General features: G+C 51.5%; 16 protein-coding genes. 7 read left to right on the top strand and 9 right to left on the bottom strand.

Features of this window, described 5'->3' with window-relative positions:
- Nucleotides 1-503: 503 nt before the first annotated feature.
- Nucleotides 504-1,001, bottom strand: coding sequence for a helix-turn-helix transcriptional regulator (locus FAY22_RS00535; protein ID WP_146328422.1), 498 nt, complete (start codon nucleotides 999-1,001; stop codon nucleotides 504-506).
- A 1,872-nt stretch (nucleotides 1,002-2,873) separates the two neighbouring features.
- The gene (locus FAY22_RS00530) at nucleotides 2,874-3,635 is read right to left on the bottom strand and encodes an SHOCT domain-containing protein (protein WP_168204720.1); all 762 of its coding nucleotides are present in this window, start codon (nucleotides 3,633-3,635) and stop codon (nucleotides 2,874-2,876) included.
- Nucleotides 3,636-4,069: 434 nt separating this feature from the next.
- On the opposite strand from FAY22_RS00530, the gene FAY22_RS00525 reads away from it, so the two are divergent.
- The 5 genes from FAY22_RS00525 (at nucleotide 4,070) to FAY22_RS00505 (ending at nucleotide 9,260) form a co-directional block, all read left to right on the top strand.
- Complete coding sequence (locus FAY22_RS00525) at nucleotides 4,070-4,873, top strand: hypothetical protein (protein WP_146328420.1); 804 nt, start codon at nucleotides 4,070-4,072, stop codon at nucleotides 4,871-4,873.
- Nucleotides 4,874-5,393: 520 nt separating this feature from the next.
- Nucleotides 5,394-6,002, top strand: a complete 609-nt coding sequence (locus FAY22_RS00520; protein ID WP_146328419.1) for a hypothetical protein — start codon at nucleotides 5,394-5,396, stop codon at nucleotides 6,000-6,002.
- A gap of 499 nt (nucleotides 6,003-6,501) precedes the next feature.
- On the top strand, nucleotides 6,502-7,212 hold the full coding sequence (locus FAY22_RS00515; RefSeq protein ID WP_146328418.1) for a VWA domain-containing protein: 711 nt from the start codon (nucleotides 6,502-6,504) through the stop codon (nucleotides 7,210-7,212).
- A gap of 21 nt (nucleotides 7,213-7,233) precedes the next feature.
- Nucleotides 7,234-8,217, top strand: a complete 984-nt coding sequence (locus FAY22_RS00510) for a kinase (RefSeq protein ID WP_146328417.1) — start codon at nucleotides 7,234-7,236, stop codon at nucleotides 8,215-8,217.
- A 20-nt stretch (nucleotides 8,218-8,237) separates the two neighbouring features.
- The gene (locus FAY22_RS00505; protein WP_146328416.1) at nucleotides 8,238-9,260 is read left to right on the top strand and encodes a PP2C family serine/threonine-protein phosphatase; all 1,023 of its coding nucleotides are present in this window, start codon (nucleotides 8,238-8,240) and stop codon (nucleotides 9,258-9,260) included.
- A gap of 297 nt (nucleotides 9,261-9,557) precedes the next feature.
- On the opposite strand, the gene FAY22_RS00500 is transcribed toward FAY22_RS00505, so the two are convergent.
- The 7 genes from FAY22_RS00500 to FAY22_RS00470 form a co-directional block, all read right to left on the bottom strand.
- Nucleotides 9,558-9,893, bottom strand: a complete 336-nt coding sequence (locus tag FAY22_RS00500) for a hypothetical protein (protein ID WP_146328415.1) — start codon at nucleotides 9,891-9,893, stop codon at nucleotides 9,558-9,560.
- A 34-nt stretch (nucleotides 9,894-9,927) separates the two neighbouring features.
- The gene (locus tag FAY22_RS00495) at nucleotides 9,928-10,212 is read right to left on the bottom strand and encodes a hypothetical protein (RefSeq protein ID WP_146328414.1); all 285 of its coding nucleotides are present in this window, start codon (nucleotides 10,210-10,212) and stop codon (nucleotides 9,928-9,930) included.
- Nucleotides 10,213-10,516: 304 nt separating this feature from the next.
- Nucleotides 10,517-10,936, bottom strand: a complete 420-nt coding sequence (locus tag FAY22_RS00490) for a hypothetical protein (RefSeq protein ID WP_146328413.1) — start codon at nucleotides 10,934-10,936, stop codon at nucleotides 10,517-10,519.
- Nucleotides 10,936-11,403: a 3'-5' exoribonuclease domain-containing protein gene (locus tag FAY22_RS22635; RefSeq protein WP_146328412.1), complete on the bottom strand. Its 468-nt coding sequence runs from the start codon at nucleotides 11,401-11,403 to the stop codon at nucleotides 10,936-10,938. Before FAY22_RS22635 ends, FAY22_RS00490 begins: the two co-directional genes overlap by 1 nt.
- A complete protein-coding gene (locus tag FAY22_RS00480; RefSeq protein WP_246860605.1) occupies nucleotides 11,403-11,888 on the bottom strand; it encodes an HAD domain-containing protein in 486 nt (161 codons plus the stop codon). Before FAY22_RS00480 ends, FAY22_RS22635 begins: the two co-directional genes overlap by 1 nt.
- A gap of 2 nt (nucleotides 11,889-11,890) precedes the next feature.
- A complete protein-coding gene (locus FAY22_RS00475; protein ID WP_146328410.1) occupies nucleotides 11,891-12,298 on the bottom strand; it encodes a hypothetical protein in 408 nt (135 codons plus the stop codon).
- 497 nt (nucleotides 12,299-12,795) lie between these two features.
- Nucleotides 12,796-13,725 carry a 3'-5' exonuclease gene (locus FAY22_RS00470; RefSeq protein ID WP_146328409.1) on the bottom strand — a complete coding sequence of 310 codons (930 nt, stop codon included), beginning with the start codon at nucleotides 13,723-13,725 and terminating at the stop codon, nucleotides 12,796-12,798.
- Nucleotides 13,726-14,033: 308 nt separating this feature from the next.
- Here FAY22_RS00470 and FAY22_RS00465 point away from each other — a divergent pair, with 308 nt between their 5' ends.
- A complete protein-coding gene (locus tag FAY22_RS00465; RefSeq protein WP_146328408.1) occupies nucleotides 14,034-14,543 on the top strand; it encodes a hypothetical protein in 510 nt (169 codons plus the stop codon).
- A 331-nt stretch (nucleotides 14,544-14,874) separates the two neighbouring features.
- Nucleotides 14,875-15,252, top strand: coding sequence for a hypothetical protein (locus FAY22_RS00460; RefSeq protein WP_210411866.1), 378 nt, complete (start codon nucleotides 14,875-14,877; stop codon nucleotides 15,250-15,252).
- Nucleotides 15,253-15,548: the final 296 nt, after the last annotated feature.

Raw genomic sequence — 15,548 nt, 5'->3', positions numbered from 1 at the left:
TTTAAGGGCCACAATCGCGCATCATAGGGGGTAGACACCCGCCATCCAATTTGACGGGGCATATGCAGGGCAAAAACTAGGGAAAACAGGCATGCCATTGCGCCTTCCATCCGGAAGAGCGGCGCGCCTGTCAAACTTGTCGTTGGCTGAGGGCTCCACGCCGAAAATTTGCCTATCTATGCTGCGATGCCGGTAACCGAGGTAACACGGTAACAGGCTTACACTTGCGTCTGCGGGGTATGCGAGAGTCGAATACGGCCATGGCGCCCACATTGACCTGCTTGGTCGGTGTAGGTGACTCAAAAAAAAGCGAGCCCATGGGCTCGCCAAATCACTTACCAAGATGGCCTTTCGTTTTGTATGAAGTTACGATGTCATGCGATGTCCATGCTGCGCGGCGAATTCATTATCATCATGAAGGATGAGCGCACGTTGTAGCCAGCGCACCATATTTGGAACATCTCGCAGGCCGAATACATCTTGACCTGCGACTTCGCCGTACATCAGCACAATGACTTTTTTTGCCTCGAGCGGAAGTTGAAAAAGGTCACATGGCAGAAGCTGTCGAACCTGGGGTCTTCTTGAATTTGGCGCAATATCCGGTCCAACGTATCTTCTTCACTCTCGCGCGGCGCAATGAAGTCGGACATTTTGACCCGTCCGGCGAGAATCTTAGTCACGATGGGTGGACAGCCAAGGTATTTAGCTGTGGCTTCCGCCATCTCTTGGCTAATATGAGATGGGCTCCGTACCCCAGTCCGCAACTGATTGATGTACCCGTAGGTCACACCAAGCTCAGCGGCCATATCTTTGAAATCATGCCCACGCTTCCTCGCCTCGTCGAACAACCAGCCCAGCAACGGACCTCCCGGACAGTTGTAGAGACGTTGCACACGCTCTTCTGCATTCTCATTTTCAACTGCGCAGAAAGCTGTAAATTCTTCCGTTTTTACCGCCCGCTTTCCTTTCGCCGCTGACTTAACCACTTGAAGTTTCGTCATTTTGTCCTCTAATCACGTGATGCATGCACACGCATGCACTTCGTATAGCAACGGACTATTTGCGCAATATGTACGGAAGGTATAAACAAACTCGCTAGATTATTCAGGTCCATCGCATACAGTCGGTTTTCAAAACTGAGCAACTTTTGACCGGTTGTATGCTGCCTGTAGAGTTCGCCACCGTGCAGGTGGCTTCGAAATTCTGAAGTCCTTGGTGACGTTGTAGAGGTAACTTTTTCCTCTGCCGAATAGGCAGTTTAGCTGGAGACCTTTTCCATATTGACGAAAAGGTCACTGTTGTTCACCACCATATAGGTGGCTTGGGAGCCCGCATCTGCGGGCTCTTTTTCTGCGAGTTTCAACGTTGAAACTCCAAAAAGAAACCGGGCCCTCTGCCCGGTTCTCCCCGTCTCTGCGTTGTTGGTGCCATTAACATGCCATCGACGAGTGTGACACATTCATCTTGAGGAACACCCCGGCCCGAAGGCCGGGGGCTGAATCAAGAATCATGAATCACAAAATTTACATGCCTTAATTCTCGCTCCCAAAACTGACATCCCTGTCAGTACCGTGTGGCTCTCACCCCGCACGGCAGGTACGACAAAATCTCAAGCTCGACGTCTCCCGACGCCGAACATCTCACACGAACAACAGCGCTTCGGATAGCGCCCTGCTCCCGTCTTTCGACCCTTCTCACATAGCAGCAAGTCTGCAAGGGGGCTCCCACTCACCGTTACATCGCACGAGGCGCACGTTCCAGTTGTGGCTACTCAACAAGTCTCCCAGTCATTGCCCATTGCCGGTTTCTCACGCCGGCGGGCTTTAGACTTTCCCGAGTTATTTCAATACAACTACACAGCACGACCGCGAGCTCCAGTTGCTGCATGACTGACAGAGCTTCTGTCTGGCCCCTCGTACGAAAAGTACGAGCAGGTTTTCGGGGGCGCAGGATTCCATAACCGCTCCCCTACCGGCATCAACCTTCATCACTTCCTTGCTTGCTGCCCCACCGGGGCAGTACGACCTTGCTGTGCATAGTCTTTCGCGTCAGTTCTTCACGAGCCAACTGGCCCGGACGCTTTACCGTCAAGCTATTCGCCAACCCATCATGAGCTGCACTTGTCGTGCAACCCTTTGGGCTACCACCGTCCACACTCGCTCTGGTGGCCTGCGCTCTTTCGAAGCACCTCAGGCGTGCCGGTTAAGACAGAGGTTTAGCCCTCTCGAGCTACCCCTCTGCGGACAAGTATCCGCTTCCTGCATTGAACGCCGAATACGGTTTCAAGCGCGAACCGCGCTATTCCCCGCACCAGCATGTCCTCGTCGCCCAATCCCGGTTTCAACGTTGAAACTGGTTATGGCCTGGCCTACGGTTCACTTCGGAATGGAGTCGTCGGGCGGGAGTTGCAGTCTCCCCTTCCGAAACGAGGTCGCTGTCTACGCATCGTGAGATGCTACGAATACGACCACCCGCGCTCCGTTGTTTGCCGCGCCAGCACTGTTAGATGCACGCGGCTTCCGCAGTCTTCAATCAGTTGAGAGTCTGATTGAAGGGTTCAGGTGAGATTTGAGCTCGAGGGCATAGCCCCCGTATGTATTCCTGGGGCATATCGCCCCACCAAAGGTAAGACGACAGCCAGACGGGGTGAGAGGCCCTCTGTCAGCATCGAATCGAAACGTATAGGTAAGCTGCTGATTCCGGCAATTTAGCCCCCTGGTTCCCACGAGGCTAATTTATCAAGTGCTGATTCGCATGAAATAACCGCTTTGGTATGTGGCGACAATCGGGCCAGGACCTGCCGCTCGGGATTCTTCTCCATTGCAGTCATTCGTAGATTGCGTGTCTTTGGCTATTACACGGCAACCTATGATTTATAGGGATTCCAGAATGACCTTACGCCGTGCTTCATACTCTTGGGGGGAAATCAGGCCTTTCTTTTTTAATTCAGCTAATCGAGCTAGGCGACTTTCCACATCTGACGCCAAAGGTGTAGTGGATGTCGAGACCGGTGCTGCCGTCGATTTTTGGCCCAATTTTGATTCCAGCAGCGAAGCTCTCATCTTGCTAAGCGCATCCTCCATTGCTCGCCGCCCCGCAATTCCATGGTCAACGAGTCTTTCGCCTGTCTCAGCAGTGCCTATTCCCAATACTCGGGGGCTCGCAACAAGCTGACCAGTTGAGTCAATAATTCTGTTTGTTATATCGACAGAAAAATTTGTCGGAGGCCAAGTAAAAAATCCTGAGCCACCAGAATTGGTGACAATGGTCGGTTCAATCACGTAATCAAGCTTGTCGTCGCCGTCGGGCCTCAGGGTGGGCGTAGAGACTTTAGTGACCTTGCGAAAAACGCCGCCTAACGTATCTTTATAGGCGGCCTCAATATCTTTGTAGGGGTAGTACCGAATGTTATCTCCGCCTCCTCCTGGCGTCGTGACTTCCAAGTTTTCGGCACTTGTAGAAATATAATAACCAACGCTTACTTCGATTATTTTGCGAGTTTCCGAACCATTCTCGATGTTGGTCAGAGTAGGTGCGACCGAGATTGGATGGGCACACCCAACAGTTATCAAAGAAACAAGCGTGAGAGCGAGGATTTTTCGAACGCTGAATTTCCAATAGCCTTTGGTTTTCATGATTTTCATTGTGAATTTTTTCAGTGAGAATTATGCGCTTTGCCAATTAAATTGCCTATGTGTAATTTCCATTCCCGCCAATAGCGCCCTGTCCATCGTTGCACGGCTACTATTGAATAAAGCAAACTACCCCAAAGGGTCAAACCCAGTCATTGCTTGCTACTTGGGAAGTCAATCTCAGCGCCAAGGCTCAACGTAAACCTGCGTATGCACAAACCAAACAAAACACGAACTGAATTTGCTCTCAGTCTCGACGTCGAAACTTGCCGCCGAATGTCCCAGCGCGCTCCGCGCTGCCGATTTCAACATTGAAATCGGATAGTCTTCTATCCCGGCATTCGCCTCGGAATCCTTTGTAGTACGGTCACTGCCGGACTAGGGGCCAGCCCCCGCAAAGCGCTCGCTATACGTGACATCACTGTTATGGAGTTTCGATGATGTCGCGCCAGCGCTCTTACAACCCTACCGTTTTGCTCAGCAAAACGGTCTACCTTCAACGTATTCAGGAGGCCGTCATTGACGGCTATCGGCACTATGTTCTCGGGTCTGTTCCGCTCGAAAAGGCTCCTGGCCTAGTTCGGAAGTTCAAGGACTTTTATCTAGCGCATCTCGACAAAAACGCGCGCTACCGGCGCAAAGCCGCCGGCTTGGGGAATGCCCGCCTCCTCCTGCGCTTCAACGAAGAGCAAGAAATCGACTTCGCCCTGCTCGTTTCACCGGGAGAGCATCCGGCGCATCAGCTCGAAAAGCTGGGCGACGTTCGCAGAACGCCGCTTGCGTTCCGCGAATTTGAACTTGTTCTACTCACATTGAAAGGCCGGGAAAAACCGGGTCTGACCTGGCGCCTTTCGGCACCGACAATGGAATCCTGGCGCCAGCGCTTGCACCTCTACACAGCGCACTACAACAGGTTAGAGCTATTCCGAGCTTGGCATAGTCTGTATCGCGTGCCCGGATTTGCCGGCATCCGCCGGCAAATCGGCGAGTTGGTCGTGTACTGGCGCGCTGAGTGGAAGCAGCATCGTCATGATGCGCCCTGCCCCCTCGCCTACCCACACAACGACCTTCAGTACCGGCCGCGGCCGGGCGTCCACAAAGGGAAAGACGGTATGTACTGGACCGTGAAGGGATTCCCGACATCAGCGCAGCTACCAAAACTCTTTTACGTCCGTAAGCAATCCAGCGTTGGGCAGTCATTGACGTCGCTGCTGCGAGACCGGAAAGAGGGGCGCTGCTAAAGGCGATTGCACAACTGTGTTTCCTATCACGTCAGCACATGTCGTCCGTTGCTGACCAGTTTTGTACCGCACATGCCGGCATGTGCTGACGTTGCGCCCGACGGCATATGTGCATACGTGCAGACGAGATATGCGCTCACGAATTCACGCCGCACATGTGCACACATGATGTCGACATATGCGCATTCCCTTTCAAGCCGCACAGGCGGAAAGCACAGGTTGCTATACGAAGAATGAGCGGACGAGGTGTGCGCTCAGAAACTCAACCGTAGGAGCTTTTTTATGCCAAAAATAATCATTAAGCCGCGTGCCGGCGGAAGAAGTGCTCAACTCGTACGCAGCGTCTACTCCAAGGACTTGAGGCGAAGCGTCACAGTGAATGTTGGCTCGATATCGGCGAGCATCGAGCTGGCGAACCTGCGTGCCGGTATCCGATTGGCCCAAGGACAGACCTTGAATGCAAATGACGTCGAGAAAATTCGGCGATGGCTGGCCACTCATTCAACCGTAGGAGGTCTTTATGCCAAAAATAATCGTTAAGCCGCGTGCCGGCGGAAGAAGCGCCCAACTCGTACGCAGCGTCTACTCGAAGGACTTGAGGCGAAGCGTCACAGTGAATGTTGGCTCGATATCGGCGAGCATCGAACCGGCAGGCCTGCCTGCAGGAATACGCCTGGTCCAAGGCCAAACCTTGGCCGCGATGGACATCGAGAAGATTCGGCAATGGCTGACCACTCATCGACAGCCCACCTACCCAACCGAACTGGTAAGACAAATCGAAAAGGAGGTAGAAGCCCGGTTGCGGGCAAGCTTCAAGGACGAATGTATCGAGCAATCTGCCGAGAGCGACATGGACGATGAACCGGAGGCGCAACTTCTCAATGCGCTCAAAATTTTCAATCAAGCGTGCGCTACAGCTCAAGCTGCATTCAAACGGCTACCGAAGGGTCACAAGGTCGCGGCGCAGACGATACTCGAATATCAAAAAACCTGGTACACCAATCAGGCAATGGGCAATGCGCTAAAGATAAAGCCCTGCTTTCACCGCCCCGGCGGCTGGTCGGAACTGCGTCAACAGATACTTAGCGGGTGCATCTACAAGAAGGGAGATGCTGTGCACGTCAATTAAACCATGCAGTACTACGCTCCTTCAGTAGCATCAGCGCTGAATCCTGCATCTCAGAATAATCGTTTTTCCTTCGTAACTGCGTGCCCACTATCTATCGCAAACAACGTAACGTAGGTAACAACGGTAACCAGCTGCTGGAAACCATCCCGACGAACATCGCCCCTCAATGGACTCACGCAAATATTTCCCATCAAATATGGTGATGCGTTCAGAATTAAACGAGCGTGTGCCCGTATTTTTAGCCGAAATAGTCGTAATTCCCCAGCAAAAAGGCCACCTCTGTATTACTCAGCGCGGCCTTTTCGTCCGTAACTTAACGGCATAACTGTCAAATATGGCTATTTTTTCAGATTGGCGAAATGGCACCAACCATAACGATGACCATACTTAGCGCTTGCAATTAGGGGCTGCTTCCCATTCAGTTCCACTTCCCATCTTCTTCTGGTATCTTTGAAGCAACAACCGCTCATCTACAGCACAACTCAAGGAGCTTCCCAAAATGCCGCATGAACTTGCAATCTCTACTGATTTGATTGACAACCCTTCGCCTCGCTGCCCATGCATGGTTGTGCTCGACACTTCTGGTTCAATGGGCGGTGGCGTATTCAGTGGTTTATTTAGTTCCGGAAACAGCAACACACCAATTGCGCAATTGAATAAGGGAATGTCAACTTTTTTGGAGGCTTTACAAGCAGATGAAATTGCATCTTATTCTGTTGACGTTGGTGTAATTACGGCTGGTGGTACGGTGCAGGAAGTTCTACCTTTCACAACCGCCGTGCAAATTGAAAATATTCAGCCATTTCAAGCCAACGGCCAAACTCCTTTGGGCGGTGCGGTTGAACTTGCATTGAAGCGATTGGAAGAGCGGAAGGCGGAATACAAACGCAACGGCGTAGCGTATTACCAACCTTGGTTGGTGGTTATCAGCGACGGTGAGCCATCAGATAAGGGCACTTGGCAGCATGCCGCCCAAATTGCCAAAACACTGTCCAACGAACGAAAATTGGTTTCCCTGATGGTCGGCGTTGAAGGCGCAGATATGAATGTCTTGGCACAAGCATCCAATAAACCCGCATTGAAACTGGATGGCTTGAAATTCTCCGAGTTCTTCGAGTGGCTCTCCGCCAGTATGAGCCGAGTTTCAGCCTCCACATCAACTAGCGCTTCAGTCCAACTTCCCAGCGTGGACAGTTGGGCAAGTATTTAATGTTGAGTTGGTTAATCATAGATGAAAGTCGTCTATAGCAGCGAGCGTGAGCCTCAACAACTAGGGGAGTTACTCGCAAAGGGGGGCGAAGGTGAAATCTATCCCTTGCGTGACCGCCCCGAAATTCTCATTAAAATCTACCACGATGCAATACTGAAAAAACGCGGTAAGGACTTGCAAGACAAGGTGCAAGCCATGCGCCAAGTCACTGAGTTGCGAAATAACCGCAAGCTCTCTTGGCCTTTGATTCCCGTGTATGACGCCCAACAAAGATGGGTGGGCTATGCCATGTATCGAGCCAAAGGCATACCGATGGCAAAGCTCGCCCATGCCATGCTCTATCAAAAAAATTTTCCGGGCCTCAACCGCCGTAAGGTGGCGGGGTATCTGCTGAATTTACTGGAGACGACTCGTTTTTTGCATAATCATGGTGTCATGATTGGGGACTGTAATCTTCAAAATATCCTTTGTGACCCCAATAGCGAAGATGTCGTGCTGATTGACTGTGACAGTTATCAACTATCAGTCAGCGGAAAACACTACCCCTGCCCCGTCGGTATGGCGGACATGACGCCTAAGGAGCAGCAGGGAAAAGATTTCAGCAAAGTGCTTCGGACGGAGGAGAGTGAAGCATTTTCCATTGCCATCATTATGTTTATGTCGCTGATGTTGGGCAGGCACCCATATGACATTCAAGGCGGCACTGAACGTGCAGAAAATCTACGCCGTGCAGCTTTTGCCTATGGTAAAGGCAACAAAGGTATTCCTAAAGGGCGCTGGTATAACATCTGGAGCCATATGCCTCACAAGTTGAAGGAACTTTTCATTCGTACTTTCACCGACGGAGCAGAAGCCCCTCAGCATCGGGCTACGCTAGCTGAGTGGATAGAAGCTCTGACACTTTATCGCAAAGAAATTGACAAGGGCTGGCATGAAGTGGCAATGGCACCAACAGAACCGAAGAAAAGTGAATATCGCGGCTCACGGGTCGGTGTTCAGGCATAAAGCATTCGCAGAAAACTTCTATGAAGAACAGAGAAAAGCTAAAATTGAAAAAGCAGCCTCTTGAGACTACGGCTACCGCAGTCCTAGCAACAGAGGGCAAAGTAGAAAGTACCACTGCACAAACTGATGCCATCACCGATGAGCCCCCACGACTCGATGCAAATGAGCCTCCTGTATCGCCCCCTTCATCCGAAACACTTGCAACTTTCTCAAAAGAAGAAAAGTTCCTATACCACCCGTTAACACCTAGTTGGTTATCTCAGCATGAAGCGATAGCAGGTATCAAGCATCGCAATATGCAACCACCTTTGCCCTGTCAAGACGCAGCGGAGAGTGGTCTTGCTCCCATGCCCTTTGTCATCGTTGCCGATGGCGCAGGAAGTTCGCCCATGTCAGACCTTGGAGCTCAATCCGTGGTCACTGCGTTAGCTCGCCTACTTAAGACCTTGGAGGTGGAAGTCGCTGGTCTACTTAATCAACCCCAGGAGGCGCCAGATGCTGGACGACGCCTCTCGCTTATGCTGGTTAAGCATGCAATGGGGGTTCTTATGGACTTGGCTCAAACCCATCGCCGCTCAGTTAAAGACTTTCGCTGCACGCTTTTATTGGCTGTTATCGGTAAGGTAAATGCATTGTGGCTCAAGGTAGGTGATGGCGCCCTGGTAGAAGAAAAGATGCGTATTTACCCTAATAACAGGCTTGAATCTGAATGGCGCACCTTGGGCGCTCCTGGCAAAGGTGACTTTGCCAATGAAACTATTTTTGTCGATGACCGTTTGCAGCCTGATGATGTTCAAAGCGGCCTCACATCTTCTGCCGATATTTGTGCTCTTGGCGCTATGAGCGATGGCGCTGCTTTGGCCTTAGTTTCAAATGATGGCAAACAAGTGGCTCCACGGCTATCAACTTGGTCGAATGATTTACGTACAGGAAAATTGAAAAAAAGCACGCTTACGGCAAGTTTTTACGAGGCTGATTTTTCTCGCCGGGCGATGGGTGATGATTGCTCAATAGCGCTGGTAAGTTGTGCTCTGAAAGAGTAGCTGCCAACTGCCCTTCACCGCAAACTCCTAAGCCGATTTTCCAGATGAGGTCCGCACCATCCTCTCAATGATAGGGCGAGAAAAACCCTTCGTCGGTGTCGTGTTCAAAGATGTCTTTCTTAGCTTCGAGGTTCAGCTCGCTGGCGCTAATTGTTGGCACGGAGCACCTCAAAGAAGGATTTTTTCACACATGCACGATATTGCTGATGACCAACTAGAAGCGGCAACAGTCACGAACAGATTTTCTGAAAAAAGTGTCCAGACTCTGGACACTTTTTACTGAATAACGGGCCATTGTCATAGAGTGGCCCTCCTCGCCGCCCATGCGTCACGCCGCGCCACCTTGGAAGCATCGCATTCGAGGCTGTGCGCGAACTGGACCTGAAACAATAGCTCTTCCAGTGCATCACCAAGCAATTCAGGACCGCCCTCAAAAGAGACACTCTGTGTTGGCGCTCCTGCGACATCAATGAACGCTGTAATCAAAGTGCCGAAGTGCTTGCGGAGAAACTTGATTTTATTCGCAAGCTGTTGCGGCAAATCGCCCGGCGGCGCACCATGAATGGGAAAGTGCGAGGTACCGAGGACGCCGGCCACTTTGAATGTGATGTTCGCAGAAAAATTTCGAGACATTGAAATCTCCAAAGGGAATTTATTTTTCAGCGTCTTAATCGAGGAACACGACGTTCCATGCATGCTCCGATGCGGACTCCAGCATTTCGAGCAGGACGCCATATTCTGGAAGGCTGTCGGCGTCCTCGATGTCGTACACGAGGCAGCTGGTGTAGAGGTTCAATTCACAGTCGACGTCGTACTCGTCCCACAGCAGGCTCTCAACAAACACCCGAAACTCTTTGAGGTAACGGTCACTCTGCGCGTCATCTCCGGGGAATCCCGTGAGCAGGTAGTCGCGGGAGGCCTTGTGGCCGAGGCGAAAATCGGTGGTGGTCATTTGGTTTGACTCTTTCAAAACAAGTTTGTAGGAACTTGTATAGCCACTGACTCTCCGAAATTCGGCTGAAAACAGGTTTTTTGACTGTATTTTTTTAGAACTTTTTTACATATTGATTTGTGAAATCCATGCTCCTTTCGCATATACGGAGGGAGTGAAAAATATCCCAAGCACAGATTATGAAAATGGCGGGACGATGACACTGCAGCCGAACAATTTTGATTCCAAGAGGCTGTACTCGTGCTCTAGCACAGCGTAATCAGCGTAGTTGGTCTAGTCGTGTCCTACTAGGACACGGTAGCAGTCAATCATGATTATGAGAATCACGGTGGCGTTTCAAAAACTCAGACATTTCAAGCAAGGCTTTACCTACGCCGAGTTCAGGCACGCCCCTGTTGGGAGCAATTAGCTCGTCCGGGCTGACGTTGGCGCGCTCATCCATGTAGGCGTCCTCAGGAGTGATTACGGCTGGCAGCGTCGCTCCGGGCATACAGTCACCATCTTGGGCGGGCAAGAATTCAGAACTAGGGCACCCGCAGGTCGTGCAGCGTTGATAGCTCTCAATCGTCGCTCGCCGGCCGCCGTAGTGCTGTCGTTGCTCCTCAGCGGTCAGCGTGTCGTAGTATTCGTTGAATTCCTGAACGGCCGCAGCCGCCTCGGCTTGTGAGATTCCGCGGTGCACTCGCCCGCAGCGCGGGCATTTGAAATCATTGGTGTCGTCCATTAGCGCCCTTCGAAAATCATTTGGTTGACGAGCGCATCATCTAACGCATGATGCGCTCGCAGTCCGTGTTTTATGTGCAGTCTGCGCCTGATGTTGAAGAATCGACGACGCAGTTGCTCCAGCCACGACAGTGTTCTGCAACTGCAGTTTGTCGGCAGCCCACTTGGAAACGAAATTTTGAGCTGTTCAACGTCTCGCTGAGAGTCACAAATCAGCACTACGTCCTCGCCGCGACCAGACAACCAATTCCGCAACGCCACGCGGAGGTCTGCGAGTATCATCTCGCATGCGGCCCCCTCGAGCAAAGGTAAGACCTCACGCCGACACAAATCACTGCATCGCTCTGGGCTGTATGTGTCCGACAACTCCGCATAAAATGTCTGACCGGCGCTATCCACCATGCCGATTGAAATCAGCGCCGCGTCGTGGAACAGTCCTTCAAACTCTGTATCGAAATAAACTCGCACTAGAACCTCTCAAGCCACGCCCGCACCTGCGCCTGCACAGCCGGGTCGCTCAGCCCTGTTTCGCCCGCCGTTCCAATGAAATTGCCCTCGTAGCACCAATCGGGCCACCGCGCCCAATCGTCATCGAGCGCTACCCACTCTTCGCGCGCAAGCCCACGCCGTTTGGTGTCGACAATAACCTGTCCGCCCCGCCCTAGCATGTCAAACGAGTCTAGTGGCATGTGTCGCCGGTGGTATGTCGCACCAATCACACGCTCGCGCAGCCCTGTACTCAGCTGCTTCTTCGCAAAATTAAACGACCGAACCACGCACCAGCTCGTAGACAAAACAATTTTGACGTCAGGGTGTGGCTCTAATAGTTGCTCCAGGACAGGCATCCATTCGAACAGGGAGCGTCCTGGGGCATCTTTAATGAAGATGCCGCGTTTCGGAGTCCAGTAGACCTCGCTGTGGTGCAGAACACCGTCGAAGTCCAGATATAGCACCCTCACGCTTCCTCTCCCTTCTTCTTTATTTGAAATCTGACGCGCATAGTCTCTCGTTCGCTGTGCTGCGGAATCAACTCGTCTAACTGTCGCCGCGCCACATCTGCCAAGTCGCCTGGCGACAAAAATCTGTCTAGGCCTGCCTCAGCAGCGAGTTCTCGCAACTGCGTGCTCGGCATACGTCTGCCAGCGTACCCCTCGTCCCGCGCCATGCTCTCAACAGTCAATAGCAACAGCACACGCGGAACCCGCGCACCGATTGCGCGCTCTTCGTTCTCGCGCAGCATGTCGTTAATCATGTAATCAAGCTGCAGCGTGTCCCACGGCTCGCCTACGGCGTTGCAGCGCTCGATGTACGCCCGGACTTCCGCATCTTGGTCCGGTGTGAGGGGTAGATTTCTGAATGTCATCCTCTGAGCGTAGCCCAGAGTCGCAAATACATGCAATCGCACAAAACGACACTGCCAGTATCTGTATTCGATAACGAATTATGGAATTATCGAATGCCCTGATTCTTGCGAGTGTAGAACCGGTAGATTTACGTGCCGGCTGGAGCGTAAGCCCCATGCGGCTTTTCCGGGTATTCACCGCTTACAGCGGCGCCTGGCCAAGTGCGAAGATGTGCCAAAGTTCGCACGTCTAGCGAGACTTGAAGCGAACCCGTTATCGAATAGCATATTGCGAGAAAATTTTAATGTAGATGGCGCGCTACAACTGCCAAGTACCGTCTGCATACCGAGACCGATTGCCAGAAGGACCGAACTGCTGATGAAATCCGTTGCGGATTGCTTCCCGTCAAATTGCAGTCAAAAAAAGCCCGGCGAGAACCGGGCATAAGAATCAGGACAAGGTCATTCGAGGAACCTTGTCATGTATAGCAATCAGCCTAGGTCTTGAATCGTCAGGACTAGATTTGTTTCATTACCTTTTTCCCAGGCCTACTCGAGAACCGCGTCAGGCCATCTAGTACTTCGAATTCCAGCTCCACGCTACGCCCGTCATAGACGTTGTCCTTCAGCCAGGCGACTTCGCTTTTGATGGCCTCAGCACCGGTGACTGTGTGATGCCAACATTTTCTCTCTGCGTCCCATCGGTATCCGCGCCCCTTGAGCAGGTCCTTGGACTCAAATGGAGACCTGATTGCAAACACCCGATAGCTCTTCTCACTTGATTGCTTGAGAATTGCTTTCAACGCAAGCTCTCCGGATTTCGGCAGCGGTTGCTGCAGAACTTCCAGTAAAGCCACGCAGTCGGCCTCGGCTCGATGCGCTTCATAAAAAAGTCCGTTTTGGAACGCAATATAGTCAAGCTTCGCGCTACCAATACCCTCTTCTCTCCAGCTGACCTGCGACAATGAGCATCCCCAATGCAGGCGCTCGAACATCGGCAATCTCTTCTCCAGAAACACGCGGTCGAACGCTGAGTTGTGGGCAATGACGAGACTCACTCCCTCCAAGAAAGCCTCAACCGCTACATCATCGATGCGCTTGCCTGCAAGCATGGCGTCAGTTATGCCATTGACAGCTGTGGCTTCAGGCGGAATCGGGAAGCCGGGGTCTTCAAGTTCGTTGAACGTTTTCAGCACCCGGTAAGCTTGGCCTGTTTCCGGGTCATATTCAAACAGCACCATGCCAAGCTCAATAATTTTGTCTTGGTCATGATTGGTTCCCGTGGTCTCCGTATCGACAATGGCCGCCTTCAGTAGCATGCCTGCTTCGGATTCTGCATACCTCTCACGCGGGACAATTCGCCGAATTATCCTGTAATCAGGATGCGCCTCCAGCACTTCAAGTGCATCTGAAATTGTCTCTTTTGTTGATGTCGAGTCTCTTCCCATTTTTATCCTTATTTTCCTCGGTATCTCGTATAGTAACGGCGAATTTGGAAGAATATCTTGCGGTGAAAAGCAGCTTGACGCCTCATCTGCGACGGCAACCACTGCACCGAAGCCTATATTAGTTCGCGCGCCTTGCGATGTACGATGAAGCTAGCCTTTATTTATGGGGCTATTCACGAAAAACAGAAAAAAGTGAAACTTCGTCATAAGGGCAACTTGTGGGAGGTTTAAAATTTGCGAAGCAACACCCAATATAATATGGCGCGCGTTATTTGGATTACCCATTTCACTACTACGAAGACGCCGCTATGGAGATGATGATGATGAGACTACAATGGGGCGGCCGGAGCGTTCTACTAACACGTATGTACCTTAGGACTTTATCCACGACGCTTGCTCTGCTGGCAGTCGTACCTGCAGTTGCGCAAGTTATCGACCCCGAGAAGCATATCCAAAAGTATGGGTATCACGAGACGGAAACGGGCAGAACTGGAGTGCGTACTTTTAAGCACAATGGGCAAGCATCACCGGCAACGATGGCAGCGCTTAAGAAAGCAATAGCCGAGCTTCCTAAGGAGGCCAGCGTGCGCAGCACATGTAATTCGATAATAAGCAATGACAAGGAAAGGTTGGCCGAGGAGCAGCGATTGGCCAAACAACCGATTACTATCAACGTCAGCCTTGCCGACTTTGGCTCTACGGACGCAACGATTGCCTGCGCGTTAAAGGTTAAACGCAACAAGAAGGTAAGTACGGAACTCCTTTACATCAAGTTAGGAGGCGAGGGGGTGTACTATGTAACAGTAGAGCCTGACTAGTCCTTCAGACTATCCTGCGCAGCATAAAAAGCTCTGAATCTTTCAACAGAATGGTTTGGTGGTCGGTTCTTTCAAGACTGATAAGCGTAATCTTGAAGCCCCTTTATCAAGGCAGGTTCATTTGCCTTATTGGCAGAGGCTCTGTTACCAGGAGTGATAGTGCCCTGTAAATATGTGCGACTCAACCATGCTACTCACGTCGCACTGTATAGACGAGATATCCGTTTATGGTCGCCCAGAGGTCGATATTTTGCGGCAGAAATAGCATATTGCCTGTGCTACATCATCCTTCTATGGTCATATATTTCAACTACACTACGTCTGACTAAAAATGAAAAACAATATGAATAAGGCGAGCATTTTTGCGGCCGCTTTGACCTGCCTATCCATGGTGACCGCACACGCCGAGCCCACCATTGACTCCAGTAAGGCTGCCTTTTATGTGGGAACGGAAGCCATGGTATGTGGCACGGTCTACGAAGTTAAGCCGTTTAGCAAGGGAACCTACATCAATATGGGGGGACGGTATCCGAACCAACACATCAGTTTTATGGTGTGGGACTCGGACCAGCCAAAGTTCAACGCGAGGTTTGGTGGTCTGTCCGTTTTCCAGGGAGCCCAAGCTTGCGCCCGCGGCCTAATTGAGAATTATAAAAACACGCTACAGATTAAAGTTTCCAACCCGCAATTCCTGCGACTGATTAAGTAAGTCTATTTGCGCTTAAACGACAGCGACGGCAAAGACCGCTATTGCGACTTCACCGTCATTGAGTCCCGGACCGTTCGTATTGCCATTGAAATCGACGGCTACGAAATTGGCAGCAACGCCAAGCATCGCCCGCCTCGCAGGGGTGGCACGTCCTGCAGTTCGCCAATCAGGATGTTTTGGAAGAGCCCCGCGATGTGCCAAGCATATCTCCTTACTACTCAATCGATTGACACAAGCGCAAATCGGGCGCGTTGAAATCGTCACGATTTAGTCCAGTTCGCCGGAGGTAAATGTCG

Source organism: Noviherbaspirillum sp. UKPF54 (assembly GCF_007874125.1).
Lineage (GTDB): Bacteria > Pseudomonadota > Gammaproteobacteria > Burkholderiales > Burkholderiaceae_D > Noviherbaspirillum.
The sequence above is the reverse complement of the archived record's forward strand: the minus strand, read 5'-3'. Positions and strand labels throughout refer to the sequence as shown.